The organism is Streptomyces sp. NPDC104096, from assembly GCF_055584385.1.
In genome coordinates, this window is record NZ_JBVJMD010000007.1 from 59510 (window position 1) to 85093 (window position 25584).

Sequence of the window (25584 nt, forward strand, 5' to 3'; positions counted from 1 at the left end):
CGACGCCGTCACCGGAGCCGACGCCGGCACCGACGCCCGGGCCGCTTCGGAGGACGCGCCCGCGGCCGCGTCCGACGGCGTCGCCGAGACCGCAGTCGAAGCCACACCCGAGACCGGCACCGACGCCGTGACCGCCGCCGCCGACGCCGAGACCGAGACCGAGACAACCACCCGGACCGAGGCCGACGCCGAGACCGAGGCTCACGCCGAGGCCGGGACCGAAGCCGCCGTCGGGGACACCCCCGACGCGCCGCCCGCCCGTTCCGGGATCCGTGGGCGCTGGCGGGGCTGGCGGGCCCGGCATCCGGCCGTCTCGCGGGGGCTCTCCGTCACCACCACCGTCCTCGCCGCGCTCCTCGTCCACGTCTGCCTCCAGATGCCGAGCACGCTCTCGACCCTGCGGCTCCAGGAGTTCCTGCGGCTGCCCGCCGAGGCGGTGATGGCGGCCGTCGTGCTGCTCAGCCTGCCGCGCCGGGCACGGCTCGTGGTGTCCGCGGCCCTCGGGGCGCTGCTCGGTGCCGTGACCGTGCTGAACATGCTGGACATGGGGTACAACGACTACCTCGGCCGGCGCTTCAACATCATTCTCGACTGGGGCCTGCTCGACGACGCCCACTCGTATCTGAAGGACTCGCTCGGCGGGACGGTCACCCTGGCCCTCACCGTCGGTGTCGTCGTCGCGGTGGTCCTCCTGATCGTCCTGGTCGCGCTGGCCCTGGTCCGGCTGGGCAACCTGCTGGACCGGCACCGCGCCCGGGCGACCCGGGCCACGCTCCTGGTCGGCACCGCCTGGATCACCTGCACCGCGCTCGGCCTGGAGGTCGCGGGCGAGCCCATCGCCGCGCAGCACACGGCCGGCGTCGTCCAGTTCCAGGTGGAGACGGTGCAGCAGACCCTGCACGACGAGGCGGCGTTCCGGAAGGAGGCCGGGAAGGACACCTTCGGCAACACCCCGGCCGACCAGCTCGTGCCGGACCTGCGCGGCAAGGACATGGTCTTCACGTTCATCGAGAGCTACGGCCGCAGCGCGATCGAGGACCCGGTCATGGCGCCCGGCGTCGACCGGACGCTCGCGGACAGCACCGCGGAGCTGGCGAAGGCGGGCTTCCACGCCAAGAGCGGCTGGCTGACCTCGGCGACCTACGGCGGCAGCAGCTGGCTCGGCCACTCCACCACCCTGTCGGGCCTGTGGATCGACAACCAGCAGCGCTACCGGACCGTCATGAACAGCGACCACCTCAGCCTCACCAAGGCCTTCAAGAAGACCGGCGCCTGGGACACCGTCGGTGTCATGCCCGGCATCCAGAAGGGCTGGCCGGAGCAGCAGTACTACGGCCTCGACAAGGTCTACAACGCCTTCCAGATGGGCTACCAGGGCCCGAAGTTCAGCTGGTCCACCATGCCCGACCAGTACGCGCTGGAGGCGTTCCAGCGGCTGGAGCACAGCAAGAAGCGCGACAAGCCGCTGATGTCGGAGATCATCCTGACCTCCAGCCACCAGCCGTGGGCGCCCATCCCGAAGATGGTCGACTGGGACACCCTCGGCGACGGCTCGCTCTTCGAGGGCATCGAGAAGGCGGGCAACGACCCGGCGGACATCATCGCCGACTCCACCCGGTCCCGGGAGGAGTACGGCAAGTCCGTCCAGTACTCGGTGACCGCCCTCACCCAGTGGCTGGAGCGCTACGGCACCGACGACACCGTGCTGGTCTTCCTCGGCGACCACCAGCCGATCGCCCGGGTCAGCGGCAACCACGCCAGCCGTGACGTGCCGATCTCGATCGTCGCCAAGGACCCGAAGGTCCTCGACAAGATCGCCGACTGGAACTGGACGGACGGTCTGCGTCCCGCGCACGACGCGCCGGTGTGGAAGATGAACCTGTTCCGCGACCGGTTCCTGACGGCGTACGGCTCGACCCCGCACCCCAGCGGGAGCTGATCAGCCCCCGGACGTGTCCAGCTCCGCGTCCTCGCCGACGCCCGCGCAGTCGTAGGGGTCCTTCAGCCAGCCGTCCGGCAGCACCACACGGTTGTTGCCGGACGTACGGCCGCGGGGCCCGTCGGCGCCGGCCGGCCAGGGCTGGTCGAGATCCAGCTCGTCCAGCCCGGTCCGCAGCTCCGTCAGGGAGGACGTGATCGCGAGCCGCTTGCGCATCTCGGAGCCGACCGCGAACCCCTTGAGGTACCAGGCGACGTGCTTGCGGAAGTCGACGACCCCGCGGGACTCGTCGCCGATCCACTCGCCGAGCAGGGTGGCGTGCCGCACCATGACGTCGGCGACCTGGCGCAGGGAGGGGCGCGCGATGTCGTCGGTCCGCCCCTCGAAGGCCGCCACCAGGTCGGCGAACAGCCACGGGCGGCCGAGGCAGCCGCGGCCCACGACCACGCCGTCGCAGCCCGTCTCGCGCACCATCCGCAGCGCGTCCTCGGCCGACCAGATGTCGCCGTTGCCGAGCACCGGGATCTCCGGCACGTGCTCCTTGAGGCGCGCGATGGCCTCCCAGTCGGCCGTGCCGCCGTAGTGCTGCGCGGCCGTGCGCCCGTGCAGCGCGATGGAGGTCACGCCCTCCTCGACCGCGATCCGTCCGGCGTCGAGGTAGGTGATGTGGTCGTCGTCGATGCCCTTGCGCATCTTCATGGTCACGGGGAGGTCCCCGGCGCCGCTGACCGCCTCGCGCAGGATCGAGCGCAGCAGGTTGCGCTTGTAGGGCAGGGCGGAGCCGCCGCCCTTGCGCGTCACCTTGGGCACCGGGCAGCCGAAGTTCAGGTCGATGTGGTCGGCGAGGTCCTCCTCCGCGATCATGCGGACGGCCTTGCCGACGGTGGCCGGGTCGACGCCGTACAGCTGGATCGAGCGCGGGGTCTCGGTCGCGTCGAAGTGGATCAGCTGCATGGTCTTCTCGTTGCGTTCGACCAGCGCCCTGGTGGTGATCATCTCGCTCACGAACAGCCCCTTGCCGCCGCTGAACTCCCTGCACAGGGTGCGGAAGGGCGCGTTGGTGATGCCGGCCATGGGGGCCAGCACGACGGGCGGCCGGACGGTGTGCGGGCCGATCTGCAAGGGGGATGCGGGCGTGGGCATTACCCCATTGTCGCGTATCGGCCGTCGTGCCCCGGCGAAGACCATGTAACGGTAATTAGTTAGACGCACTATTGAAGTCGGCGTACGATGGAACGCATGCCCGAGCTCAGCCCACGGCGACGCCAACTCGTCCTCGCGATCTGCTGCATGAGCCTGCTGATCGTGAGTCTCGACGTCACCGCCCTGAATGTCGCCCTGCCGTCGATGCAGCGCGAACTCCACGCCGAGACCTCCGGTCTGCAGTGGACGATCGACGCCTACACCCTGGTGCTGGCCTCGCTGCTGATGCTCGCCGGCTCCACGGCCGACCGGATCGGCCGCAAGAAGGTCTTCATGGCGGGCCTGACGGTGTTCTCCGTCGGCTCGCTGCTCTGTTCCCTGGCGCCCAGCCTCGACCTGCTGATCGTGTTCCGGATGCTCCAGGCCGTCGGCGGCTCCATGCTCAACCCGGTCGCCATGTCGATCATCACCAACACCTTCACGGCCCCGCGCGAGCGGGCCCGGGCGATCGGTGTCTGGGGTGCCGTCGTCGGCATCTCGATGGCGGCCGGTCCCCTGGTGGGCGGGCTGCTGGTGGAGTCGGACGGCTGGCGGGCGATCTTCTGGGTCAACCTGCCCGTCGGCCTCGCCGCCCTGCTCCTGACCCTCCGCTTCGTCCCCGAGTCCCGCGCGCCGAAGGCCCGCCGCCCCGACCCCGTCGGGCAGGTGCTGGTGATCACGCTGTTCGGCTCGCTGACGTACGCGATCATCGAGGCCCCGGCCGCGGGCGCCGCCTCGGTCCTGCCGTTCGCGGCGCTGGCCCTCGTGGCCCTGGCCGGGCTGCTGTGGTACGAGCCCCGGCGCGCCGAACCCCTCGTCGACCTGCGCTTCTTCCGGTCGGCGCCGTTCAGCGGGGCCACGGTCGTCGCGGTCAGCGCGTTCGCCGCGCTCGGCGGCTTCCTGTTCCTGTCGACCCTGTACCTCCAGAACGTACGCGGCCTCGACGCGCTGCACGCGGGCCTGTGGATGCTGCCGACCGCGGTGCCGATGTTCCTGTGCGCGCCGTTGTCCGGACGGCTCGTGGGCAGCCGGGGCCCCCGGCTGCCGCTGCTGATCGCAGGCCTGACGATGACGGCGAGCGGAGTGCTGTTCGCGGCCTTCGAGGCGGAGACGTCGAACGTCACGCTGTTCGCCGGGTACGTCCTGTTCGGCATCGGCTTCGGCTTCGTGAACGCGCCCATCACCAACACCGCGGTGTCCGGCATGCCGCGCAGCCAGGCCGGAGTGGCCGCCGCCGTGGCCTCCACCAGCCGCCAGCTCGGGCAGACGCTCGGCGTCGCGGTGGTCGGGGCGGTGCTGGCGTCGGGCGTGGGGGCGTCGCCGTACGCGCGGGTGTTCGTGTCGGCCGCGCGGCCCGCGTGGTGGATCCTCGCCGGGTGCGGCTTCGTCGTGCTGGCGCTGGGCGTGCTGACCAGCGGCCGGTGGGCGCGGCGCACCGCCGAGCGGACGGCCGAGCGGCTGGAGACCGTGGAGCCGCGGGACGTGGTGGGCGCGGGCGACCGCGCCTAGGGACATCGGGCCCCGGTGCCCAGGGATCCCGGCCGGGGCGGCGCAAGGCTTGGCCAACTCGCCGTGAAGAAGTCCCCGTTGATGTTGGTCATGCTGCACACTCCTTGCGGGCCGGGGTTCGCCCGGCCGGGACCGCTGGAGGCGTCGTGCCGATCAACACGAGCAAGGTGACCCGCTGGGACCAGCACGGGCGTGAGCATGTGGTCAGGGTGCAGCGCTCGGGCGTGCAGCGCACGATCAGCTGCGACACGTGCGGCTGGCGGCAGAGCACGCAGTTCCTGCCCTGGCTGAAGGCACAGGAGCACCTGGCCGAGGCCCACCAGGCCACGGTCGACCCCACGGAGGCGCGGACGTCGCGATGACTTCCCGGCGCACGGGCAGTCGTACCCCTACGACGCTCCCGCCCCCGTCGGAAGGCCCTGCCATGAGCGCTCTGCGCGACACCCTGCGAAGGTACGTCGAGAACGGGACGGTGCCCGGAGCCGTCGGGCTGGTGGCCCGCGGCGACGACGTCGAGGTGGTGGCCGTCGGCTCCGCGGACCTCGACGGCACCGCCCCGATGGCCCGTGACTCGGTCTTCCGTATCGCCTCGCTCACCAAGCCGCTCACGGCGGCGGCGGTGCTGATGCTGGCGGAGGACGGCCGGATCGGCCTGGACTCCCCCATCGAGAAGTGGCTGCCGGAACTGTCCTCGCCGATGGCGGTGCGCACCCCGGCGAGCCCTGTCGAGGACGTGGTGCCCGCCGCCCGCCCGATCACGGTCGAGGACCTGCTGAGCTCCCGGGCGGGCTGGGGCTTCCCCGCGGACTTCTCGCTGCCCGCGGTCCAGGCGCTGTTCGAGGTGCAGAAGGACGGCCGCTTCCCGCAGGAGTGCCCGCCCCCGGACGCCTGGACGGCCGCGCTCGCCGAGGTGCCGCTGCTGCGCCAGCCGGGCGAGGCCTGGCTGTACCACACCTGCTCCGACCTCCAGGGCGTGCTGGTCGCCCGTGCCTCGGGCGGCACGCTGCCGGACTTCCTGACGGAGCGGATCCTCGAGCCGCTGGGGATGCGGGACACGGCGTTCGAGGTACCTGCCGACCGGCGCCACCGCTTCACCACGGCCTACCAGCCCGGTCCGGACGGCGCCCTCGTCCTGGCGGACCCCCCGGACGGCGCGTGGAGCCGGGTGCCCGCGTTCCCGTCCGGCGGCGGCGGGCTCGCCGCCACGGCCGACGACTGGCTGGCCTTCGCCCGGATGCTGCTGGCGGGCGGCGAGGCGAACGGCCGCAGGCTGCTCTCCCCCACCTCGGTGAGCCGGATGACGACCAACCACCTGACCGCTGGGCAGCGCGAGGCCGGCACCCTCTTCCTGGAGGGCCAGGGCTGGGGCTACGGCGGCCAGGTCGACGTCGCCCCCGTCGACCCGTGGAACGTGCCCGGCCGCTACGGCTGGGTCGGCGGCACCGGCACCACGGCCCATCTCGTCCCGGCGACGGGCACGGTCACCGTGCTGCTGACCCAGGTGGCGATGACCGGCCCCACGCCCACGCCGCTGATGCGGGACTTCTGGCGGTGCACGGCGGGCGGCCGGTAGTCGCCTTCAGCCGCGCAGGCCGCGTACCAGCAGGTCGACCAGCGACGCGAAGTCCGCCCGCGCCTCCGGCCGGGTCCACACCCGGGCGTAACCGGGGTCGTGGAAGCGGCCGGACGCCTGGAAGACGGCGCGGGCCGCGGCGGCCGGGTCGGGGACGGCGAAGGCCCCCGTCCCGGCCCCGTCCTCGATGATCCGGGCGAGCTGGCCGGTCAGGTCGGCGATGTGCGCGGCCACCGCCTCGGCGCTCTCGCCGGCCAGCACCTGGTACGTGGCGAACAGCTCCGGGTCGTCGCCCGCCTTGCGGCGCTTGGCGTCGAACAGGGACCGCAGCCAGTCGCGCAGCCTGGCCTCGGGGTCGCCGGGGCCGGAGGCGAACGCGGCGAGGCCCTCGGCGGTGCGGTCCAGCCACCGTTTGGTGACCGCCTCGCGCAGCGCGGCCTTGGTGCGGAAGTGGCGGTAGACGCTGCCGTGGCTGACGCCGAGCGCGCGGGCCACGTCCACCACGGTCGCCTTCGCCGGGCCGTGGCGGCGCAGTACCTCCTCGGTCGCCTCCAGGATGCGTTCGGCGGTCAGGGTCTCGGTGCTGGGTGCCATGCCTCAGACCGTACCCACGCGGTGCTCAGCGCTCGCTGTCGAGGTGGGCCAGGGCGGCGGCGCCGTAGCGGTCGCCGGCGGCGGCGTCGGCCGGCACCGCCTGCTCGATCGCGGCGAGGTCGGCTTCGTCCAGCCGGACGTCCAGCGCGCCCAGCGACTCCGTGAGCCGCTCCCGGGTGCGGGCCCCGACCAGCGGCACGATGTCCTCGCCCCGGGCCAGCACCCAGGCGATGGCGATCTGCGCGACGGAGACGCCCTTCTGCTCGGCGATCTTCCGCAGCGCCTCGACCAGGCCGAGGTTGTGCCGGAGGTTGTCGCCCTGGAAGCGGGGCGAGAAGGCGCGGAAGTCGTCCGCCGCGAGCTGCCGGTCGGCGGTGAAGTGCCCGGAGATCAGACCGCGCGAGAGCACCCCGTACGCGGTGACGGCGATGCCCAGCTCACGGGTGGTCGGCAGGATCGACTTCTCGATGCCCCGGGAGATCAGCGAGTACTCGATCTGGAGGTCGGCGATCGGCGCGGTGGCCGCCGCCCTGCGGATGGTCTCCGCGCCGACCTCGCTGAGGCCGATGTGCCGGACGTACCCCTGCTCGATCAGTTCGGCGATCGCGCCGACGGTCTCCTCGATGGGTACGGCCGGGTCGAGCCGGGCGATGCGGTAGACGTCGATGTGGTCGACGCCCAGGCGCTGGAGGGAGTACGCGGCGAAGTTGCGGACCGCGGCCGGGCGTCCGTCGTAGCCGGACCAGCCGCCGTCCGGGCCGCGCAGGGCACCGAACTTCACGCTGACCAGGGCCTGCTCCCGCCGGGCCGCGGGGGCGGAGCGCAGGGCCTCGCCGATCAGCATCTCGTTGTGGCCCATGCCGTAGAAGTCGCCGGTGTCCAGCAGGGTCACGCCCGCCTCCAGGGCGGCGTGGACGGTGGCGATCGACTCGGCACGGTCCGCCTCGCCGTACAGCGCGGACATGCCCATGCAGCCGAGGCCGAGGGCGGAGACCCGGGGGCCGGTGGTTCCGAGGGAACGGGTTCGCATCGTCATGCACACCAGCCTGGCATGACAGATGACAGATTTCAATATTTGTCAGCCGTTCGGCCGCCCCGCCCCGCCTGCGCGCGGCCCTCGCCCCGGGGTGGCCCCGGGAAACAAGAAGTTCCCCGCACCCGTGAAGGGGTGCGGGGAACTTCCGGCGCGTGGGACCTAGCAGCCGACCAGGCGGCCGGCGAGGTAGCCCTCGATCTGGTCCAGGGAGACGCGCTCCTGCTTCATCGAGTCGCGCTCACGCACGGTCACGGCGTTGTCGTCCAGCGTGTCGAAGTCGACGGTCACGCAGTACGGGGTGCCGATCTCGTCCTGACGGCGGTAGCGGCGGCCGATGGCGCCGGCGTCGTCGAACTCGATGTTCCAGTGCTGCCGCAGGGCGGTGGCCAGGCCCTTGGCCTTCGGGGACAGCTCCGGGTTGCGCGACAGCGGCAGGACCGCGACCTTCACCGGGGCCAGGCGGTGGTCCAGGCGCAGCACCGTGCGCTTCTCCAGCTTGCCCTTGGCGTTGGGGGCCTCGTCCTCGATGTAGGCGTCGAGGAGGAAGGCCAGCATCGCGCGGCCGACACCGGCCGCGGGCTCGATGACGTAGGGGGTCCAGCGCTCGCCGGCCTCCTGGTCGAAGTAGGAGAGGTCCTGGCCGGAGGCCTTGGAGTGCGCGCCGAGGTCGTAGTCGGTGCGGTTGGCGACGCCCTCCAGCTCACCCCACTCGTTGCCGCCGAACTGGAAGCGGTACTCGATGTCGGCGGTGCGCTTGGAGTAGTGGGAGAGCTTCTCCTGCGGGTGCTCGTACCACCGCATGTTCTCCTCGCGCATGCCGAGGCCGGTGTACCAGTTCCAGCGCTGCTCCATCCAGTACTCCTGCCACTGCTCGTCCTCGCCCGGCTTGACGAAGAACTCCATCTCCATCTGCTCGAACTCGCGGGTGCGGAAGATGAAGTTGCCGGGCGTGATCTCGTTGCGGAAGGACTTGCCCATCTGGGCGATACCGAACGGCGGCTTCTTGCGCGAGGCGCCCTGCACCAGGGCGAAGTTGGTGAAGATGCCCTGGGCGGTCTCGGGGCGCAGGTAGGCGACGGAGCCGCTGTCCTGCGTCGGGCCGAGGTGGGTGGAGAGCAGACCCGAGAACTGCTTGGGCTCGGTGAAGGTGCCCTTGTTGCCGCAGTTCGGGCAGTTGAGGTCGGCGAGGCCGTTCTCCGGGAGGCGGCCGTGCTTGGCCTCGTAGTGCTCCTCCAGGTGGTCGGCACGGAACCGCTTGTGGCACGAGGTGCACTCGGTCAGCGGGTCCGTGAACGTGGCGACGTGACCGGAGGCGACCCACACCTCGGGGGCCAGGATCACGGACGAGTCGAGGCCGACCACGTCCTCGCGCGACGTCACCATGTAGCGCCACCACTGGCGCTTCAGGTTCTCCTTGAGCTCGACGCCCAGCGGTCCGTAGTCCCAGGCGGCGCGCTGGCCGCCGTAGATCTCACTACAGGGGAATACGAAGCCACGGCGCTTGCTCAGGCTGACGATGGTGTCGATCTTGTCGGCGGCCACGGTGCTCTCTTCATAAGGACGACGGGCGGCGAAGCGAGAAGCTTCCAGCGAATGCTTCAGGGTACCGGCGGGGGCTCCCCCTCAATCAAATCGGGCCTGCTTCCGACGGCCGTCCGGGCTCATCGGGCCCTCGCCGGGCCCTCGTCGGCACGCTTGTTGACAACGGTTTCCATGTTTGTTGAAAATGACTGTCATGAACGTACGACGACGGCACATATCCGGGGTCGCGATCGCCGTGGCCTGCGCCCTCGGGCTCGCGGGCCTGTCCGCCTGCACGACCGACCGCGCGGCGGCCGCCGGCAGCGGGAAGTTCGACGTCGTCGCGTCGTTCTACCCGATGGCCTTCCTCGCCGAGCGGATCGGCGGCGGCCATGTGCAGGTCACCAGCCTCACCAAGCCCGGCCAGGAACCGCACGACCTGGAGGTCAGCGTCCGCCAGCGGGTGCGGCTGGAGGAGGCCGACGCGGTGCTCTACCTCAAGGGCCTGCAGCCCACCGTGGACGAGGTCGTCGCCCAGTCCGAGACGAGGACGAAGATCGACGCCGCCGCCCTGACCACGCTGGAGCGGCACGGCACCGAGGTCGGCGGCCACGCGGCCGAGCACGACACCCACGACCACGACCACGACCACGACGAAGCGTCCGGCAAGGACCCGCACATCTGGCTCGACCCGGTGAAGTACGCCGAGGTCGCCCGGGGCGTCGGCGCGGCCTTCGAGAAGGCGGACCCGAAGCACGCGGCCGACTACCGCAGGAACACCGCGGCCCTGGTCGAGAAGCTCGGCGCGCTCGACACCCGGTTCCGCGAGGGCCTGGCGGGCGCCGGCTCCAAGGTCTTCATCACCACGCACGCCGCCTTCGGCTACCTCGCCGAGCGCTACGGCCTCACCGAGGAGGCCGTCAGCGGCCTCGACCCCGAGTCCGAACCGAGCGTGAACCGCGTGAAGGACCTGGAGACGATGGCGAAGGCCGACGGCGTCACCACCGTGTTCTACGAGACGCTCGTGTCCGACCGGACGGCCCGGACCATCGCCAGGGACGCGGGTCTGCGCACGGACGTCCTCGACCCGATCGAGGGCATCACGGACCGGTCCCGCGGCACGGACTACTTCTCGGTCCAGGAAGCGAACCTCGAGGCGCTGCGCACCGCGCTGGGCGCCGAGTGAACCCCACGGAGGAAGCAACCATGAGCGAAGCCGTCATAGCGCTGCGCGGCGTCCGCGCCGAGCTGGGCGCGCGACCCGTCCTGCGCGGCATCGACCTCACCGTCCGCCGCGGCGAGGTCGTCGCGCTGCTCGGCGCCAACGGCTCCGGCAAGTCGACGGCCGTGCGCAGCGTCATCGGCCAGGTGCCGGTCAGCGCCGGCGAGATCGAACTGTTCGGCACCCCGCGCGCCCGCTTCCGCGACTGGCGGCGGGTGGGTTACGTACCTCAGCGCACCACGGCCGCGAGCGGGGTGCCCGCGACGGTCACCGAGGTCGTCGCCTCGGGCCGGCTGTCCCGGGCCCGCTTCGGCCTGCTGCGCAAGGCCGACCACGCGGCCGTGCGGCGGGCCCTGGAACTGGTCGGCATGGCGGACCGGGCGAAGGACTCCGTCGACGCCCTGTCCGGCGGCCAGCACCAGCGGGTGCTGATCGCCCGCGCCCTGGCCTGCGAACCCGAGCTGCTGATCATGGACGAGCCGATGGCCGGCGTCGACCTGGCCAGCCAGGAGGTGCTCGCGCACACCCTCGGCGAGCAGGTCGCCCAGGGCACCACCGTCCTGCTGGTGCTGCACGAACTGGGCCCGGTGGAGCCCCTGATCGACCGGGCGGTCGTACTGCGCGACGGCTGCGTCCTGCACGACGGCCCGCCCCCGCAGGCGGTCGGCCAGCACGCGCTGCCCGGCCACGACCATGTCCACCCGCACGCTCCGGCGGGCGCCGAACCGATCCGCACGGGACTGCTGAGCTGATGGAACTCCTCGACTACGCCTTCGTCCAGCGGGCCCTGCTCGCCGCCGTCCTGGTCGGTGTCACCGCGCCCGCCGTCGGCATCTACCTCGTCCAGCGCCGCCAGGCCCTGATGGGCGACGGCCTCGGCCATGTCGCGATGACCGGCGTCGGCCTCGGCGTCCTGCTGAACGCCTCGCCGGTGTGGATGGCGACGGCCGTCTCCGTCCTCGGCGCGGTCCTCATGGAGCTGATCCGCTGGTACGGCAGGACCCGCGGCGACATCGCCCTCGCGATGCTCTTCTACGGCGGTATGGCCTGCGGCGTGATGTTCATCAACCTCGCGCCGACGGGCTCGAACGCCAACCTGACGTCGTATCTCTTCGGCTCGCTGTCGACCGTGTCGCAGTCCGACGTGACGGCGATCTGCCTGCTCGCCGGCTTCGTCGTGCTGGTCACCCTGGGGCTGCGCCGCCAGCTCTTCGCGGTCAGCCAGGACGAGGAGTTCGCGCGGGTGACCGGGCTGCCGGTGCGGGCGCTGAACCTGCTGACGGCCGTCACCGCGGCGGTCACGGTGACCGTCGCGATGCGGGTGGTCGGCCTGCTGCTGGTGTCCGCGCTCATGGTGGTGCCGGTCGCGGCGGCCCAGCAGCTCACCCGCAGCTTCGCGGCGACCTTCGCGATCGCCGTGGCCATCGGCGTGACCGTGACGATCGGCGGCACGGTCACCTCGTACTACCAGGACGTCCCGCCCGGCGCGACGATCGTGCTGCTGACCATCGCGGCGTTCCTGGCGCTGACCGCGCTGGCCGCGCCGCTGGCCCGGCGCCGCGCCCGCGCCCTCGCCGCGGCCCAGCCCGCGGGCGACCCGGCAGAGTGCGCGATTCCGGCCAGCCGGGGGGCCGACGGCCCGGTCGGCGTCTGACCACGGGCAGGCCGGGCTGGCACAATGGCCCGGCAGGCGCAGACGTGAGGAGGCACCCCGTGACGACCGCTGGACCGCCCGTGAAGGGCCGCTCCACCCGGCAGCGCGCCGCCGTCGCGGCGGCGCTCGACGAGGTCGACGAGTTCCGCAGCGCCCAGGACCTGCACGACATGCTCAAGCACAAGGGCGACTCGGTCGGTCTGACCACGGTCTACCGCACCCTCCAGTCCCTCGCCGACGCCGGCGAGGTCGACGTCCTGCGCACCTCCGACGGCGAGTCCGTCTACCGCCGCTGCTCCAGCGGCGAGCACCACCACCACCTGGTCTGCCGCGTGTGCGGCAAGGCGGTGGAGGTGGAGGGCCCGGCGGTGGAGACGTGGGCGGAGGCGGTCGCGGCGGAACACGGCTACGTCAACGTGGCCCACACGGTGGAGATCTTCGGGACCTGCGCGGACTGCGCGCAGCCTCGGCAGGGCTGAGCCGGCGGGCGCCGGTCCGACGGGTGCCCGTCAGACGCGCGTCAGATGGCGGTCGAGCATCGCCCGCAGCCGGTCGGCGTCGGCGGGGTCCGAAAGACCCCGCTTGGGCAGCGGCGTGAAGCAGGTCGCGTTCCTGTCGTCGCTGTAGAGCGTGAACAGCTCCGCGCTCTCGCGGTAGCGGGGCTGTCCCGACCAGTTGACCGTGGACGAGCCGTGGTCCGTGGTCACCGTCACCCCGTCGTCCGTCACGGCCGCGCGGAAGACACCGTTGCGGGCGGCCGTCCGCTGCACCGCGCGCGCCTGCATCCGCGGTATGAACAGCAGCACGACCGCGCTGACGGCCGGCCAGACCGTCAGGAACAGGTCCACCGCCGCGCCGGCCGCCCCGGCGGCGGCCTGCACGGCGGCCAGGCAGAACAGCAGGCCGATCACCAGGTTGCCGCGGCGCCCGGACCTGCTGAACCGTCGGCGTTCCCACAGCACCTGGCTGAAGTCCCGTGTGGTCAGCCGGTAGGTCAGCTCGACCGTCTCCGGTGCCGCGTCCCGCCCCGTGCCTGTATCCATGTCCATGACCATGAGGCGGGATCGTACAGCGGGCGACCGAAAGACGATCATCTACGACCGAAAGGCGACCATCGGTGATCACTGACGGTCGAAGCAGCGCTCCAGCTCGTCGAGGTCGTAGAACGTGCTGCCCGCGGCGATCGGGCGGCAGCCCTTCCTGAAGGCCGTCTCCTTCTCGTTGTAGAGCATGCGCACCAGGTAGCGGCCGCCCTTGGCGAAGACGTCCCACTGGATGTTCGCGCCCAGCGGTGCCACCGAGGCGCCCCGCCAGGGGTTGGCGGCGTAGGTGTAGGGCCGGTCGGCGGTGACCGGTCGGGTGCTGCCCGGCAGGCCCATCAGGGCGGCCAGCGGGATGATCTCCTCGGCGTGGGTGAAGCGGAGTTCGGCGCCCAGGTCGCTGGTGCCGTCCCGCTTGGCCTCCACCTGCCGGAAGAAGTCGTCGAGCAGCACACCGGCCATGCCGTACGTGATGTCGCTGTCCGCGAAGCCGGGGCCCTTCTCGTAGAAGTCCTCCGCGTCGCCCAGGTATCCGAACCAGGCGGCGTCCCGGGTGGAGATCCAGCGTTCCGTCCGCCAACCCTTGCCGTCCGGGCTCTCCTGGCTCATCGCGGGGGCGATGGCGTACAGGTTGTAGACGGCCTGCGCGGCGGCGACCCGGTCGGCGTCGGGGAGCTGTTCGACGAAGTCGGCCGTGAAGATCCCGCGCAGCACCCGGCGGGCGGCCTCGTGGGTCCTTGGCCGGTCCGTGATGTCCGCCAGCGTGTCCGCCAGCCGCCGGTCGTTCGCGAGGTAGTCGCGGTAGGCGGCGCCCCCGGCGGCCTTGTGGAAGTAGAGCAGGTCCTTGTCGGTGCGCACCGGGCCGATGAGCGGTGCCAGCGCCGGGTCGGTGGCGGCGAGCGCCGCGGTGAAGAGGGTGCCGCTGTCGACGGCCCGGCCCTGGCCCGAGCTGACGACGTCGATCCGCTCGCCGTCCACGGCGATCCGCGTGAACAGGGACGGCAGCCGCTCGGCCGTGCGGACCGCCGTGTCCCGCATCTCCTGCTTGCCGCGCCCGCTGAGAGCGCCGTAGCCGACTTCGGCCATGGCGGCCTCGAGGGCGCGCACCTCGGGGCCGAACGCCTCGCCCGCGCGGGTGAGCCGGCCCTCCGCCCGCGCCCGGTCCCAGAGCGCGAGGACCAGGTCGCCGTCCTCGCTGTCGGTCGCGGCGCGGGAGCCGTGCCGGGAGACGTTCTCCGTGAAGACGGGGGTGAAGCCGGCCGGGGGCCGCCGGTAGGCGCGCGGGTTCTGCTGCGCGGAGTACGGAGCCTTGGTGCCGTAGCTGTCGAGGTGGGCGGGCTGCCGGTCCGCGGCCCGCGCGGGCAGGACCGTGACCAGCAGCGCGCACACCGCCAGCGTGAGGGTGGGAGTCAGGCGTCTCATGGACGGATCGTCGACGACCGCCGTGAACCCCCGGTGGCCCCGAGGTGGCCGTCGGCGACGCTACTCGGCGGCCGGGTCCCCGCCCTCCATCGCCAGCAGCTCCTCGTTCGGGATCGCGCCGCCGAACCGCCGGTCGCGCGAGGCGAACTCGACGCAGGCCCGCCACAGGTCGCGGCGGTCGAAGTCCGGCCACAGCACGTCCTGGAACACCATCTCGGCGTACGCGCTCTGCCAGATCAGGTAGTTGGAGGTGCGCTGCTCGCCGCTCGGGCGCAGGAACATGTCCACGTCCGGCATGTCCGGGTAGTACATGTACTTCGAGAGGGTCTTCTCGTTGATCTTCGACGGGTCGAGCCGGCCCGCCTTCACGTCCTCGGCCATGGCCTGGGCCGCGTCGGCGATCTCGGCACGGCCGCCGTAGTTCATGCAGAAGTACAGCGTGAGCGCGTCGTTGTCCTTGGTCTGCTCCTGGGCGATCTGGAGCTCCTTGGCGACCGACTTCCACAGCTTGGGCATCCGGCCCACCCAGCGCACCCGGATGCCGAGCTCGTCGAGGGTGTCGCGGGTCTTGCGGATGAAGTCGCGGTTGAAGTTCATCAGGAAGCGCACCTCGTCGGGCGAGCGCTTCCAGTTCTCGGTGGAGAAGGCGTACAGGGAGATGCTGCCGACGCCGATCTCGACCGCGCCCTGGAGCACGTCGAGCACGCGCTCGGCACCGACCTTGTGCCCCTCGGTGCGCGGCAGCCCCCGCTCCTTGGCCCAGCGGCCGTTGCCGTCCATGACGATCGCCACGTGCTTGGGGACCAGCTCGCCGGGGAGCTTGGGCGCGCGGGCGCCGGACGGGTGCGGCTCCGGCGCCTTGTACTCGCGGCGCTGGCGTCCCAGGAACCCGCGTACCACCATGTGCTTCTCGTCTCCTCTTACGGCCTACGGCTTATTTCTCAACGTACCGAAGCGAGCGCAGCCCGCGTTCCAGATGCCAGTGCAGGTAGGCGGACACCAGCCCGCTGCCCTCCCGGACGTGCCTCGGCTCGCAGGCGTCCGCGGTCTCCCAGTCTCCCGTAAGCAGCGCGCCGAGCAGCTCCAGGGTCGCCGGTGAGGGTACGACACTTCCCGGCACCCGGCAGTCCACGCACAGGGAGCCCCCGGAGGCCACCGAGAAGAAACGGTTGGGTCCGGGCATTCCGCACTTCGCGCAGTCGTCGAAGCTGGGCGCGTAGCCGTTGACGGCGAGGGAGCGCAGCAGGAACGCGTCGAGGACGAGATGCGGGGCGTGCTCGCCCCGGGCGAGGGTGCGCAGGGCGCCGACGAGCAGCATGTACTGCTGGACGGCCGGCTCGCCCTCGTGGTCGGTGAAGCGCTCGGCGGTCTCCAGCATGGCCGTCCCGGCGGTGTACCGGGTGTAGTCGGTGACGATCGGACCGCCGTACGCGGCGATGATCTCGCTCTGGGTGCACAACGGCAGCCCGCGGCCGACCAGCTCGCTGCTGCCCCGCGCGAAGAACTGCACGTCCACGTGGGAGAAGGGTTCGAGACGGGCCCCGAACTTCGACTTCGTACGCCGCACCCCGCGGGCCACCGCCCGCACCCGGCCGTGACCACGGGTGAGCAGCGTGATGATCCGGTCCGCCTCACCCAGCTTCTGGGTGCGCAGCACGATGCCGTCGTCGCGGAACAGACTCATGGGCCCATTGTCGCCTACGGCAGATGCGCTCCGGGGACGGAGCCCGGAAGGAGGCTGCGGTCAGGATGCGGCGGTCAGGAGGCGCCCGGCTCGGGCGGGGTCGTCGTCGTCCGCACGGAGTCCGGTAACCCGTTCTGGCTGATGCCCCACAGCTCGGCGAAGCGCTTGACCCGCTCCTGCACCTCCTTCTCGGTCGCGTCCACCGTCGTCCAGGAGGGCACGCCCATCTGGTCCGCGGTGATCTCGTAGGACAGCGCGCCGTCGAAGATGATGAAGTCGATCATCTTGCCGCGCTGGGCGTTGATCGGGAGGTGCGGCAGGGCCACGACCCGCACCTCGATGCCGATGCTCCGCTGCTCCTCGCAGAGCTCGTCGAGGGTGGCGATGTCCTCGGGCTGCTTCACCACGAACAGCCGCCGCACCTTGACCCTGCGCTGCGGGTCGTCGATCGCCACACGCTGTGCCTCCAGATACCGGCCGGCGGGCTCGCTGTTCCAGAAGTCGCCGTCGACGGGCGAGGTGCTGATGGCGTCGATGGAGGTCGTGGCGCACTTGGTGAGCGTCAGCAGCCAGTCGTGGTTCTCGCCCGGCGACTTGGCGTTGAGATTGGCGAAGTTGTACATGTACCCGGCGAGGCGCTCGATCTCCTGGCCCGCGAAGTCGTGCAGGATCTTGGGCCCGTTGGCGACCACCTTCGTGGCGTGCTCGGCCAGCCGGGGCACGCCGTCGCCCCGCAGTTGTTCCACCTCGTTGAAGAGCTTGGTCGCCTCGCCGATGTCCACGAAGCGCTGCTCGACCACCCCGCGCAGCTCGCCCAGCTGCTGAGCGAAGGTGATCATGAACTGGACGATCAGGATCGCCCCGCCGAACAGGACGGACAGCACCACCCGCCACAGGTCGTCCGGGCCCGGGGAGATGACGTTGGTCAGCACGTAGGCCCCACCCCCCGTCGCCACGGTGATCAGGAGTTTGCGCAGCAGCGAACGCGCGCTTTCGTCGGATCCCCGGTCCCCTCGGCCGGCCGTCGTGCTGTTGGTCCGCGTAGATATCGGAGCGTTCATCTCGTTTCTCCCCCGTCAGGATCGAGCTGCTGTGCGCGGTCAGGGCGCCATGAGGGACTCTCGCTGCGCCGATGCGGCCCGCAGGGCGAGTTGGTCCCGGACCCGCTGCACCTGGGTGTGCCACTGCCGGCTGAAGCCGGGGTCGTCCTCGAGTACGTCCCACAGGGCGACGAGCCTTCGGTCCACCCGCGCTCTCGGCATCCACAGGTGCAGCAGATGGTCGACGAGCGGGCCCAGCACCTTCAACGCGGCTGCCCCGTCCGCGGATCCGATCCGGATGCCGTCGAGTTTGTCGACGACGGTCGTCAACAACCAGTCGTGCACCGCGAAATCCTCGGCGAGCCGGGCCACGGCGGTGGGTTCGATGCCGTCCGGCACCCTCAACTCGACCAGTCGCACCCCTCCTTCGGCGACCGTGAAGCGTTCGAGCGACACGCCCGCGCCCGCCGCCGCGGGCAGCGCGGCCCAACGCAGGCTGGTGGTACGGGAGGTGAGGGGCACGTCGTAGTCGGCGAGCAGCCGGTTGCGGGAGACCGTGCCGAGGAGGCCCTCGGCCATGGAGCCGACGTCGAGTTCGTCGCCGCCGGGCGTCCGGTCGTAGGCCAGGAAGCCGTGCGCGGCCGCGGTGGCGGGGAGTCTGCCGACGGGGACGAGTACGCCCGGCCGGACCAGGTAGTAGCCCCACGGCCGGCGCCGGTCCGGGCCCGCCGCGGGGGCCGAGAAGTACGCCGACGCCTGCAGGACGCGGCCCTCCGTGAGGCTCGCGCGGGCCGCCACCGTGCCGACCACCCGGGCCTTGGCCCGGGTGGCGGTGGGCAGCCGGCAGTCGACGCCGGTGAGCACCTCGGGAGAGACCACGTACAGGTTGGGGCGCTTCGAGGTGCGGATCCGTTCGTCGGCGCGCAGCCGCAGCAGCCGTTCGGAGACGGCCGCGCCCACCGCGTCCCGGCACGGCAGCAGACAGGTGCGCACCTCGCCGCAGGCGAGCTGCGGGCGGCGCTCCGTCTCCCCCGTCGCGCCCATGTCACAGCCCCGGCGGGAACACGTAGGACGTGCGCTCCACGACGCCCTCCGGCACGGGGTGGCCCTCGGCGGCGGCCCGCGCGACGACCTGCTCCTGCGCTCCGGCGTCCACCTGGGTCTGTTCGAGGACGACCCGGACCGCGTGCTCGACGGGCAGGAAGCGGGACGGGAGAACGCTGCACGTGCGGTAGGCCGTGAAGGGCGCCGCCGAGGGGTCGAGCCGCAGCAGGCTCGGCAGGGCGTCCCAGTCCTCGGGGAAGGCGGCGCCGTCCCGGGTCTCGGGGACGAGTACGGCGTCGCCCTTGTCACGCAGCAGCCCCAGGCGGGCCAGCTGCCACACGGCGGCCAGGAAGGCGCAGGACCAGACGCGGCCGCCGGTCTGCTCCTGCCACAGTTCGACGTCGACGAAGACGGAGTGGCCGCGGGCGCCGGTCTCGCTGGGCGGCTGCCAGGCGGCCGCGGTGTCGAGGGCGGCCGTGGTGCGCCGGTCGGGGGCGCGGCGGCCGTTGCTGAGCCAGCCGGTGCGGCCGAGGGGCGGGCGGAAGCCCCTGCTGCCGGGCGGCGGTGTCTCGACGAGCCGGTCCAGGACGGCGTCGGCGAGTCCGCCGCGCTCCGGCCGCCTCGGGTCGGTGCGGGCGCAGCCGGACTCACGGGCCAGGTAGTCGATGCCCAGGCCCGCTCGCTCGGCCGCCTTCAGCAGGGGCGGCAGGAGCTCGGCGGGGGTGGCGAGGCGGCTGAAGTAGTCGTCGATCAGGAAGCAGGTGCTCACCCGGGGCGGCCTGCCGTCCGGGAGCGCGGGCACCGAGGCGAGCGCGGCCTGCACCCAGGGCCGTACGGCGGTGAAGTGGTGGTACAGCCGCTCGGGGCCCTCCGCGAAGTCCTCCATGTACAAGTGGCCGAGTTCCAGGGACAGATGGGAGAAGGGCACGGCCTCGGTGCGCGGCTGGGCACTGGTCTCCTGGAAGACGGCTCCGCTTTCGCTCACAGCTGCCCCCAGTACTTGTCGTCGGCCAGCCGTTCGGCGAGTCTGCCCATCGCCTTCCAGGTCTCGACGTTGGCGATCCCGCTGTCGAACACGTCCTGTTCGGTGATGAGTTGTTCGCGCAATTGCAGAACGGGTTCCAGCGGCACCGATCCGAGAACTCTGCTTCTGCCGATGCCCAGATCCGCGGCAATGGTCTCCAGTTGTTTGTTGTACTCGTGCATCCACGACGACTGGGCGGGCGGCACCTGGGACCACAGCGGCGATTTGAGATCGGGTACGGCCGCCCGTACGAAACGGATGGAGCCGAGCAGGGTCTGCCGGTCGTGTCCCATGGCCTCGCCGGCGCTCACGATGCCCTGTCTGCCGCCGACGAGTTCGGCGGCTGCCGTCACATGCTGGCGGGTCCAGCGGTGGTAGACGAGCCAGCGGGCCTTGATGCGCCGTAATTCCTCCTGCGCGGTGGCCGCGAGTGCCAGGTCCATCGCGTAACTGCGGCCGGCGCTCAGGTCCACGACGATCACGTGGAATTCGCGCTTCAGACGGAGGATCAGATCCACGCAACGGTGGAGGTTCTCGGTGTCGGTGACGAATTCGCCGCCGCTGCGGTCCCCGGGCAGCAGAACGAGCCGTCCGGAGCGATCGGGTTTGTCGCGCAGGACGTAATGCTCCGTGCGCGCCCAGACGTCGACGCGCATCGGTTCCCCCGTCTCGCCTTTCAGATACGAGTGCAGGCCGCACCCTTCGGCCTCCTTGAGGACGTCGGGCAGGTCGAAGACGGCCGGGGCGGTGGGCGAGCCGAAGTCGAAGTCGAGGTAGCAGACGTCGACCCCGTCGAGGGCTCTGCGGTAGGCGAGGTTGGCGCTCGTGACCGAGCGGCCGGTGCCTCCCTTGTCGGAGGCGGCGAAGACCAGCACGGTCACACCCCCGAACCGGTGTCCCTGGCCCGGGCCAGGGTGTCGAGCCTGCGCAGCACCCCGTAGGCGAGGGCGCAGGCGGTGCCCGGCTGGTTGTCGAGGACCAGGCGGGCGCGGCGCAGGTCCGCCACGACGCTCGTCAGTTCCTCGCCGCCGCGGCTCTTGGCCGGCGGGGCGGGCTTCATCTGCTCCTTGCCCAGGAGGTGGGTGGCCTCGCTGAGCAGGGCCCGCGCGAGGGAGGTCAGTTCGGTGCTGCGGATGGGCGACTGGTCGTAGAGCTGGGAGGCGGCGACCATGCACTCGGTGACGCGCTCGGTGATGCTCCAGGACAGAGGTCCGGTGCGCTCCTGCGAACTGGGATAGACCGCGTGGACGTTGTCCCACAGGCCGGCGCCCTCGCCCTCACCGACGCGTCGCCGCCACAGGTGGCCGAGGATGTCCTCGGCGAGCTGGAGCAGCCGGTCGCGGGAGGCGAGGTTGCGGGACAGGGAGCACAGCTGGATGGTCCGTTTGAGCAGCTGGGCGGAGAAGTCGGTCATGGCCCACTGCATGGCCGGGCCGTGCCGGTCGCTGCCGAGCAGGGGCAGCGAGACGCCAGGGTTGTGCAGGCGGACCGCCGGATCGTCGTCGGTGGCCCGGCTGGTGATGCGGCCGCGTTCGGCGAGCCGCTCCATGACGTCGACGGTGCGGGCGAGGTCGTCGTCGGTGGCGCGGCGGCGGACCAGGTCGTGGACGAGGATGGAGGCCACGCAGAGCGAGAAGTACTCCGACTCGAGCTGCTGGCCGGTGGTCCGCCAGGGGATGTCCTCCAGGGGCCAGCGGTCGTCGCCGAAGCGGGCGATGCCCGACCAGTACTGCTGGGTGATCTCCCACCGCAGTCGTAACGCCTCGGCCAGCCGCTGCTGTTCGGGATTCAGCAGGGCGAGGGTGAGGGTGCGGTCGGAGAACAGGTCCTGGATGCCGTCGAGGGCGACGACGGTGAAGTAGAGGTAGGGGACGGCGTCGGCGGCGCCGGGGGGCTGGGCCCCGATGTCGTCGGTGGTCTCCACCTCGGGGGCGTCCTTGACCAGGCTCCAGGCCCAGCCGCACTCGAACAGACGGTTCTCGTTGCGGAGTTGCTCCTCGACCTCGACGCCGAGGGTCAGGTTCTCGCCGACGACGGCGCGCAGTGCCTTGAAGCGGTCCTGGAACCGCTGGAGCACCACCCGGTCGGAGGCGCGCCCCCGGCCGAGGAGGCGGCACATGGCCTGTCCCTGGGAGGAGTCGACCTCGAAGACGTTGACCGTGAAGGAGCGCAGCAGACTCACCATGGCGGAGGTGAGCCGCATGCTGGTGGTGTCCCAGAGCCCCTGGATCAGTCTCTGCGTCTCGGCGCGGGTCGTTCTCGTCCGGTAGACCCGCAGGAAGCCGAGGGTGGCCAGGCACAGGGTGACGGACATCGAGAAGGAGTCGACGACCCCGAATTCCCGCTGTTCCTTGGTGAGTTCCTGCTCGGGGTCCGCCGGGAGGAAGTAGTAGCCGCCGGCGAACGTGGGGCCGAGGTCGCCGCCGTGGTGCTTGGCCATGAACTCGTTGAGCACCCGGACCAGGTTCCCGGGAATCTCGGTGGCGTCCCCCGCCTCCTTGAGGGCCTGCTCCACGTCCTCCTCGGTGACGTCGGGATTGTCCAGGCCGAATTCGGGAATCTCGGTGGCGGGATACATGAGACAGAGCAGGCGTTCGGCGTCGGCGACGCTGCTGCGGCCGCCCCATTCACCCCAGTTCCACTCGCCGCTCTCGAAGGTATGGCCGGCGATGGCCTGCCATACGTCGAGAAGCTGCGCGCGCGGTTTGATCTGCATTCCCCATGCCCCCTCACACAGGTGCGAAAAACAACCGCGGTCAGTCGTTCCGGTGACCGCAGGCCAGAATCATTCCCGTGTAGCCGTCGCGAAGGTCGTCCGGCTTTCCGAGATGCATGGGATCGACATCGCTCGCGAATCCCTTCAGCAGGTTCCTGATCTCCACGGCGCCGACGTAACTCGCCGGAAAGTCCTCCCCGCCCACGGGATATCCACGGGAATTCTCCATGAATGCGGCGGCGAACGGAGCACCCGGTTCCAGGGCGTTCATGAAACAGGCGACGCCGTCCGCGAACTCGTCCCGCGACTCGGTGATCGACTCCGCGACGAAGAACATCGTGCCCATGGCCCAGCGTTCCGTTTCGCCGTCGGGACCCGGCCTGCCGAGGTCGTACAGGTTCCCGGACCGGACGGTGACGGTCCGCCGGAACCGCGCCCTGGGGTCCGGGCCGAGCGCGGCGTACCCCTCGCCGCCCTCGCCCTCGCACAGGACGTCCCAGAACGGGTCCCAGGTGGGGGCGTAGCCGGGGAGCTGGCTGCGCAGATGGGCCACGTTGGCGGCGGACCACTCGTACTGGGTGACGGCCTCGCACCAGGGAAGCATGGTGAAGGCGGGATACAGGTTCGGTCCCGCGCCCACATCGATACCGGACCTGACACGACCCGGTTTCCTCCGAAAATGATCACCGAAGTGATCGCGGACGACCGACAGGATCAGCTTGTCGTCAGGATGAAGCGCGAGGTAGTTGCGGCTGATGTATTCCTGGGGGTCGAATTTGTCCCAGTCGACATCAGCGTTCAGCTTATCCGCACCAGTCAGCGATCCCGAGGTCATTGGCTCAATGTAGCGCACGACGGCCGTGAAGCGGGCCAGGCAATCACGTCAAGTCCCGTTGCTGTCTTGAGTGAACAGAAGAGGTCGGGCGAAGATAGGGAAACATGCGCGCCCATCCCGTTCGGTATGCATATCCCATCATTGGTATGCATCTTCGAATCTTCCACAAGGGGACGATATGCCTCCTCTTCTGCAGATCAGAGCGGTCACCGAAGCGGATCTTCCGGAACTGGTCCGCCTGGACGCGGAGGCCTTCCCCTCCGGACCGTATCCGTACTTCGTCCTGCGGCAGTTCCTCGACGCGTACCGCGACCACGTGCTGGTACTGGACGACGGCGCGAGCCTGCTCGGCTATGTGTTCGCCACCCCGCCCCACCGTGACATCAGCTGGATCCTCAGCCTCGCCATCACCCCGGGCCTCCAGGGCCAGGGACTGGGCCGCAGGATGATGTCCGAGATCCTCGACCACCTGCGCTCCGAAGGGGTGAAGGAGGTCTGGCTCACCGTCGAACCCGGCAACGACACGGCCGTCCTCCTCTACCGCTCGCTGGGCTTCACGCCGGAAGACGCGTCCCGCAAGGACTACTTCGGCCCGAACCAGCACCGCCTGCGCATGACGCTCCTCCTCTGAGGACACAGGCAACCGAATCCGCCCGAGCAGTGGTCTGACGGGCGAGGAGGGTGCCGGATGCAGGCCGAACTGGAGGCCCAGTATGAGGAGTTCGTCAGAGCGCGGTGGTCACGCCTGGTGCGTACCGCGTATCTGCTCACGGGCGACGCCCACCACGCCGAGGATCTGACGCAGACCGCGCTGGCGAAGGCGTACCGGTCGTGGCGGCGCGTCGCGCGCAGCGACAGCCCGGAGGCGTACGTCCGCCGGATGCTGGTCACCTGCAACAGCGACCGCTTCCGCAAGCGGCGGGTCGCCGAGGCGCTGACCTCGGCGCCGCCGGAACGGGCGAGGCGGGACGACGCGGTGGGGCGGGTCGAGGAGCGCGGTGCGCTGATGGCCGCGCTGGCCGGACTGCCGCCCCGGCAGCGGGCGGTAGTGGTCATGCGCTATTGGGAGGACCTGTCCGAGGGCGAGGTCGCCGAGGTGCTCGGCTGCTCGGTCGGCACGGTCAAGAGCCAGGCGTCCAAGGCGCTGGCGAAGTTGCGCGCGAATCCGGGGCTGGGGCTGGTCGCGGACGCGCCGGAGCCCAGCCGTACGTCGGCCGGACAGGGAGACAGCAGGTGAGCGAGGAAGAGCGGTGGCCGTCGGAGGCGGGTTCCGGGGCCGGATCCGGTGGCGCCCCCGCGAGCGGCGAGGACATCGACCCGCGCTTCGAGGGGCAGGTGCGCGAGTTGCTGGCCGAGGACGCGTACGCCTTCCGGCCGTCGCCCGCGCCCTATGCCGCGGTGCGGCGCCGGGGTGTGGTCGAGCGGCGCCGGCAGGTGGTGGCGGCCGGAGCGGTACTGGTGACACTGGCCGCGCTGCCCGTCGGGGCGTACGCGGCGGGTTTCGGCGGGAGGTCGGAAACCGCGTCGCCGCGGCCGTCCGCCAGCGCCCCGCCCAGCCCGCTGCCGGAGTCGTCCGCGCCGGCGTCCGCACCGGCCACGGAACCGGCCCGGCCCGCCACGGAGGGGCAGTTGCTGGACGGCATCACCTGGGAGCAGGCCACGGACGGGCTGACGAAGTGCATCGCCTACAGCAGGTCGGTCACGGGGGGCCTCGGCGGGCCGGACCTGGGGAAGGCCGCGGACTACCGGATCATCCTGGCGCTGAGCAGCACCGGCGACTCCAACGCCCCCGGTGACGGCATGTACGTCGTGGCGGTCTCGAAGCAGGCGTCGGCGGCGAAGGCGATCCGGCTGATCTGCACCGTGAAGGACGGCCGGGCGAGCGGGATCGGCACCAGCACGCAGGGCGACGCGCCGAAGGGCGTCGGCGCCGTGTACGCCGACATCAACAGCGGCAAGCTCTACCAGCAGTCGATCATGGACCGGGGCCACTGGAAGCTCCCGTTCCGCTGGGGGATCATCGGCACGGTCGACCCCTCGGTGGCCAGGATGACCGTCTCCTACGGCGACGTCGCGGGCCAGGCCGTCCTGGACCACGGCTGGTTCGTCGCCTTCGGCACCCTGGACCGGCAGGTCACCAGGGCTCCGCACCTCAAGGGCTACGACACGGCCGACAAACTCGTGTACGACTCCGACCAGGACAAGTACTACGAGAAGACGCTGCCCTAGGAACCCCGGCGGCATCAGACGCCTCACCGTGCGCCGCGCGCCCTCGGCATCAGGGGCGCGCGGCGCCGTCATGTCGGCGCGCCACCGCGCAGCGCCATCGGATGTCCCGCGTCACACGTCCGGCGGTGTCCATGGACCGTAGGGCCTGACAGGCCGTCGATTCAGGCACCTGGCCGCGCCATCGGTCGGACCTCCGGCGGATACCGCCATTCGTGTGCGGGCCCTTGACCGCCCTCACGGCCGCTCCTATGGTCGCGCTGACCACCGGACGTAGGACGTCGTATCTCCGCGGACAATTCGCCCGCCCCGGGCCCGAACCC

General features: G+C 71.2%; 25 protein-coding genes. 11 read left to right on the plus strand and 14 right to left on the minus strand.

Going from position 1 to position 25584, the window contains the following annotated elements; translation table 11 throughout:
• Nucleotides 1–376: 376 nt before the first annotated feature.
• The gene (locus ACZ60B_RS10470; RefSeq protein ID WP_469385753.1) at nucleotides 377–1939 is read left to right on the plus strand and encodes a CDP-alcohol phosphatidyltransferase; all 1563 of its coding nucleotides are present in this window, start codon (nucleotides 377–379) and stop codon (nucleotides 1937–1939) included.
• Here the strand turns inward: ACZ60B_RS10470 and dusB are convergent, their stop codons facing one another.
• Entirely contained in the window at nucleotides 1940–3082 is a 1143-nt protein-coding gene (gene dusB / locus ACZ60B_RS10475; protein WP_469385608.1) for a tRNA dihydrouridine synthase DusB, read from the minus strand.
• Between the two features lie 96 nt (nucleotides 3083–3178).
• On the opposite strand from dusB, the gene ACZ60B_RS10480 reads away from it, so the two are divergent.
• The 3 genes from ACZ60B_RS10480 (at nucleotide 3179) to ACZ60B_RS10490 (ending at nucleotide 6203) form a co-directional block, all read left to right on the plus strand.
• On the plus strand, nucleotides 3179–4630 hold the full coding sequence (locus ACZ60B_RS10480; protein ID WP_469385609.1) for an MFS transporter: 1452 nt from the start codon (nucleotides 3179–3181) through the stop codon (nucleotides 4628–4630).
• 146 nt (nucleotides 4631–4776) lie between these two features.
• On the plus strand, nucleotides 4777–4992 hold the full coding sequence (locus ACZ60B_RS10485) for a hypothetical protein (protein WP_469385610.1): 216 nt from the start codon (nucleotides 4777–4779) through the stop codon (nucleotides 4990–4992).
• Nucleotides 4993–5054: 62 nt separating this feature from the next.
• On the plus strand, nucleotides 5055–6203 hold the full coding sequence (locus tag ACZ60B_RS10490; RefSeq protein ID WP_469385611.1) for a serine hydrolase domain-containing protein: 1149 nt from the start codon (nucleotides 5055–5057) through the stop codon (nucleotides 6201–6203).
• 6 nt (nucleotides 6204–6209) lie between these two features.
• Here ACZ60B_RS10490 and ACZ60B_RS10495 read toward each other — a convergent pair whose 3' ends face one another.
• The 3 genes from ACZ60B_RS10495 to ACZ60B_RS10505 all read right to left on the minus strand — a co-directional run bounded on the left by ACZ60B_RS10495 (nucleotide 6210) and on the right by ACZ60B_RS10505 (nucleotide 9375).
• Entirely contained in the window at nucleotides 6210–6797 is a 588-nt protein-coding gene (locus ACZ60B_RS10495; RefSeq protein WP_469385612.1) for a TetR/AcrR family transcriptional regulator, read from the minus strand.
• Nucleotides 6798–6822: 25 nt separating this feature from the next.
• Nucleotides 6823–7833, minus strand: coding sequence for an aldo/keto reductase (locus tag ACZ60B_RS10500; RefSeq protein ID WP_469385613.1), 1011 nt, complete (start codon nucleotides 7831–7833; stop codon nucleotides 6823–6825).
• Nucleotides 7834–7992: 159 nt separating this feature from the next.
• Nucleotides 7993–9375 carry a glycine--tRNA ligase gene (locus tag ACZ60B_RS10505; protein ID WP_469385614.1) on the minus strand — a complete coding sequence of 461 codons (1383 nt, stop codon included), beginning with the start codon at nucleotides 9373–9375 and terminating at the stop codon, nucleotides 7993–7995.
• Nucleotides 9376–9568: 193 nt separating this feature from the next.
• On the opposite strand from ACZ60B_RS10505, the gene ACZ60B_RS10510 reads away from it, so the two are divergent.
• Genes ACZ60B_RS10510 through ACZ60B_RS10525 form a run of 4 tightly spaced genes read left to right on the plus strand, consistent with a single transcriptional unit; the run spans nucleotide 9569 to nucleotide 12709 of the window.
• Nucleotides 9569–10540 carry a metal ABC transporter substrate-binding protein gene (locus tag ACZ60B_RS10510; protein WP_469385615.1) on the plus strand — a complete coding sequence of 324 codons (972 nt, stop codon included), beginning with the start codon at nucleotides 9569–9571 and terminating at the stop codon, nucleotides 10538–10540.
• A 20-nt stretch (nucleotides 10541–10560) separates the two neighbouring features.
• Nucleotides 10561–11328, plus strand: coding sequence for a metal ABC transporter ATP-binding protein (locus tag ACZ60B_RS10515; RefSeq protein ID WP_469385616.1), 768 nt, complete (start codon nucleotides 10561–10563; stop codon nucleotides 11326–11328).
• On the plus strand, nucleotides 11328–12230 hold the full coding sequence (locus ACZ60B_RS10520; RefSeq protein WP_469385617.1) for a metal ABC transporter permease: 903 nt from the start codon (nucleotides 11328–11330) through the stop codon (nucleotides 12228–12230). Before ACZ60B_RS10515 ends, ACZ60B_RS10520 begins: the two co-directional genes overlap by 1 nt.
• A gap of 59 nt (nucleotides 12231–12289) precedes the next feature.
• Nucleotides 12290–12709: a Fur family transcriptional regulator gene (locus tag ACZ60B_RS10525; protein WP_469385618.1), complete on the plus strand. Its 420-nt coding sequence runs from the start codon at nucleotides 12290–12292 to the stop codon at nucleotides 12707–12709.
• A gap of 30 nt (nucleotides 12710–12739) precedes the next feature.
• Here the strand turns inward: ACZ60B_RS10525 and ACZ60B_RS10530 are convergent, their stop codons facing one another.
• The 10 genes from ACZ60B_RS10530 to ACZ60B_RS10575 form a co-directional block, all read right to left on the minus strand.
• Complete coding sequence (locus ACZ60B_RS10530) at nucleotides 12740–13273, minus strand: YcxB family protein (protein WP_469385619.1); 534 nt, start codon at nucleotides 13271–13273, stop codon at nucleotides 12740–12742.
• Nucleotides 13274–13351: 78 nt separating this feature from the next.
• A complete protein-coding gene (locus ACZ60B_RS10535; RefSeq protein WP_469385620.1) occupies nucleotides 13352–14692 on the minus strand; it encodes a histidine-type phosphatase in 1341 nt (446 codons plus the stop codon).
• A gap of 60 nt (nucleotides 14693–14752) precedes the next feature.
• Nucleotides 14753–15595, minus strand: a complete 843-nt coding sequence (locus tag ACZ60B_RS10540) for an isoprenyl transferase (RefSeq protein WP_469385621.1) — start codon at nucleotides 15593–15595, stop codon at nucleotides 14753–14755.
• Between the two features lie 31 nt (nucleotides 15596–15626).
• Entirely contained in the window at nucleotides 15627–16376 is a 750-nt protein-coding gene (gene recO / locus ACZ60B_RS10545) for a DNA repair protein RecO (RefSeq protein WP_351601675.1), read from the minus strand.
• A 74-nt stretch (nucleotides 16377–16450) separates the two neighbouring features.
• On the minus strand, nucleotides 16451–17437 hold the full coding sequence (locus tag ACZ60B_RS10550; RefSeq protein ID WP_469385622.1) for a hypothetical protein: 987 nt from the start codon (nucleotides 17435–17437) through the stop codon (nucleotides 16451–16453).
• A gap of 39 nt (nucleotides 17438–17476) precedes the next feature.
• On the minus strand, nucleotides 17477–18460 hold the full coding sequence (locus ACZ60B_RS10555; RefSeq protein WP_469385623.1) for an SCO2521 family protein: 984 nt from the start codon (nucleotides 18458–18460) through the stop codon (nucleotides 17477–17479).
• Nucleotide 18461: 1 nt separating this feature from the next.
• Nucleotides 18462–19445 (minus strand): SCO2522 family protein, encoded by a 984-nt coding sequence (locus ACZ60B_RS10560; RefSeq protein ID WP_469385624.1) that lies wholly within the window; start codon nucleotides 19443–19445, stop codon nucleotides 18462–18464.
• Nucleotides 19442–20359 carry an SCO2523 family variant P-loop protein gene (locus ACZ60B_RS10565; RefSeq protein WP_469385754.1) on the minus strand — a complete coding sequence of 306 codons (918 nt, stop codon included), beginning with the start codon at nucleotides 20357–20359 and terminating at the stop codon, nucleotides 19442–19444. Before ACZ60B_RS10565 ends, ACZ60B_RS10560 begins: the two co-directional genes overlap by 4 nt.
• Before the next feature lie 2 nt (nucleotides 20360–20361).
• On the minus strand, nucleotides 20362–22200 hold the full coding sequence (locus ACZ60B_RS10570; RefSeq protein ID WP_469385625.1) for an SCO2524 family protein: 1839 nt from the start codon (nucleotides 22198–22200) through the stop codon (nucleotides 20362–20364).
• A 40-nt stretch (nucleotides 22201–22240) separates the two neighbouring features.
• On the minus strand, nucleotides 22241–23053 hold the full coding sequence (locus ACZ60B_RS10575; protein WP_469385626.1) for an SCO2525 family SAM-dependent methyltransferase: 813 nt from the start codon (nucleotides 23051–23053) through the stop codon (nucleotides 22241–22243).
• A gap of 160 nt (nucleotides 23054–23213) precedes the next feature.
• On the opposite strand from ACZ60B_RS10575, the gene ACZ60B_RS10580 reads away from it, so the two are divergent.
• Genes ACZ60B_RS10580 through ACZ60B_RS10590 form a run of 3 tightly spaced genes read left to right on the plus strand, consistent with a single transcriptional unit; the run spans nucleotide 23214 to nucleotide 25264 of the window.
• The gene (locus ACZ60B_RS10580) at nucleotides 23214–23666 is read left to right on the plus strand and encodes a GNAT family N-acetyltransferase (RefSeq protein ID WP_469385627.1); all 453 of its coding nucleotides are present in this window, start codon (nucleotides 23214–23216) and stop codon (nucleotides 23664–23666) included.
• 57 nt (nucleotides 23667–23723) lie between these two features.
• Nucleotides 23724–24272, plus strand: a complete 549-nt coding sequence (locus ACZ60B_RS10585) for a SigE family RNA polymerase sigma factor (RefSeq protein ID WP_469385628.1) — start codon at nucleotides 23724–23726, stop codon at nucleotides 24270–24272.
• Nucleotides 24269–25264, plus strand: a complete 996-nt coding sequence (locus ACZ60B_RS10590) for a hypothetical protein (RefSeq protein WP_469385629.1) — start codon at nucleotides 24269–24271, stop codon at nucleotides 25262–25264. The genes ACZ60B_RS10585 and ACZ60B_RS10590 overlap by 4 nt, the downstream gene beginning before the upstream one ends.
• Nucleotides 25265–25584 lie beyond the last annotated feature (320 nt).

Bases quoted from the DNA above. Each gene is read 5' to 3' on its own strand.
- ACZ60B_RS10470 (WP_469385753.1), top strand. From the start codon at position 377: ATGCCGAGCACGCTCTCGACCCTGCGGCTCCAGGAGTTCCTGCGGCTG.
- dusB (WP_469385608.1), bottom strand. From the start codon at position 3,082: ATGCCCACGCCCGCATCCCCCTTGCAGATCGGCCCGCACACCGTCCGG.
- ACZ60B_RS10480 (WP_469385609.1), top strand. From the start codon at position 3,179: ATGCCCGAGCTCAGCCCACGGCGACGCCAACTCGTCCTCGCGATCTGC.
- ACZ60B_RS10490 (WP_469385611.1), top strand. From the start codon at position 5,055: ATGAGCGCTCTGCGCGACACCCTGCGAAGGTACGTCGAGAACGGGACG.
- ACZ60B_RS10495 (WP_469385612.1), bottom strand. From the start codon at position 6,797: ATGGCACCCAGCACCGAGACCCTGACCGCCGAACGCATCCTGGAGGCG.
- ACZ60B_RS10500 (WP_469385613.1), bottom strand. From the start codon at position 7,833: ATGACGATGCGAACCCGTTCCCTCGGAACCACCGGCCCCCGGGTCTCC.
- ACZ60B_RS10510 (WP_469385615.1), top strand. From the start codon at position 9,569: ATGAACGTACGACGACGGCACATATCCGGGGTCGCGATCGCCGTGGCC.
- ACZ60B_RS10515 (WP_469385616.1), top strand. From the start codon at position 10,561: ATGAGCGAAGCCGTCATAGCGCTGCGCGGCGTCCGCGCCGAGCTGGGC.
- ACZ60B_RS10520 (WP_469385617.1), top strand. From the start codon at position 11,328: ATGGAACTCCTCGACTACGCCTTCGTCCAGCGGGCCCTGCTCGCCGCC.
- ACZ60B_RS10530 (WP_469385619.1), bottom strand. From the start codon at position 13,273: ATGGATACAGGCACGGGGCGGGACGCGGCACCGGAGACGGTCGAGCTG.
- ACZ60B_RS10535 (WP_469385620.1), bottom strand. From the start codon at position 14,692: ATGAGACGCCTGACTCCCACCCTCACGCTGGCGGTGTGCGCGCTGCTG.
- ACZ60B_RS10540 (WP_469385621.1), bottom strand. From the start codon at position 15,595: ATGGTGGTACGCGGGTTCCTGGGACGCCAGCGCCGCGAGTACAAGGCG.
- recO (WP_351601675.1), bottom strand. From the start codon at position 16,376: ATGAGTCTGTTCCGCGACGACGGCATCGTGCTGCGCACCCAGAAGCTG.
- ACZ60B_RS10550 (WP_469385622.1), bottom strand. From the start codon at position 17,437: ATGAACGCTCCGATATCTACGCGGACCAACAGCACGACGGCCGGCCGA.
- ACZ60B_RS10555 (WP_469385623.1), bottom strand. From the start codon at position 18,460: ATGGGCGCGACGGGGGAGACGGAGCGCCGCCCGCAGCTCGCCTGCGGC.
- ACZ60B_RS10570 (WP_469385625.1), bottom strand. From the start codon at position 22,200: ATGCAGATCAAACCGCGCGCGCAGCTTCTCGACGTATGGCAGGCCATC.
- ACZ60B_RS10580 (WP_469385627.1), top strand. From the start codon at position 23,214: ATGCCTCCTCTTCTGCAGATCAGAGCGGTCACCGAAGCGGATCTTCCG.
- ACZ60B_RS10585 (WP_469385628.1), top strand. From the start codon at position 23,724: ATGCAGGCCGAACTGGAGGCCCAGTATGAGGAGTTCGTCAGAGCGCGG.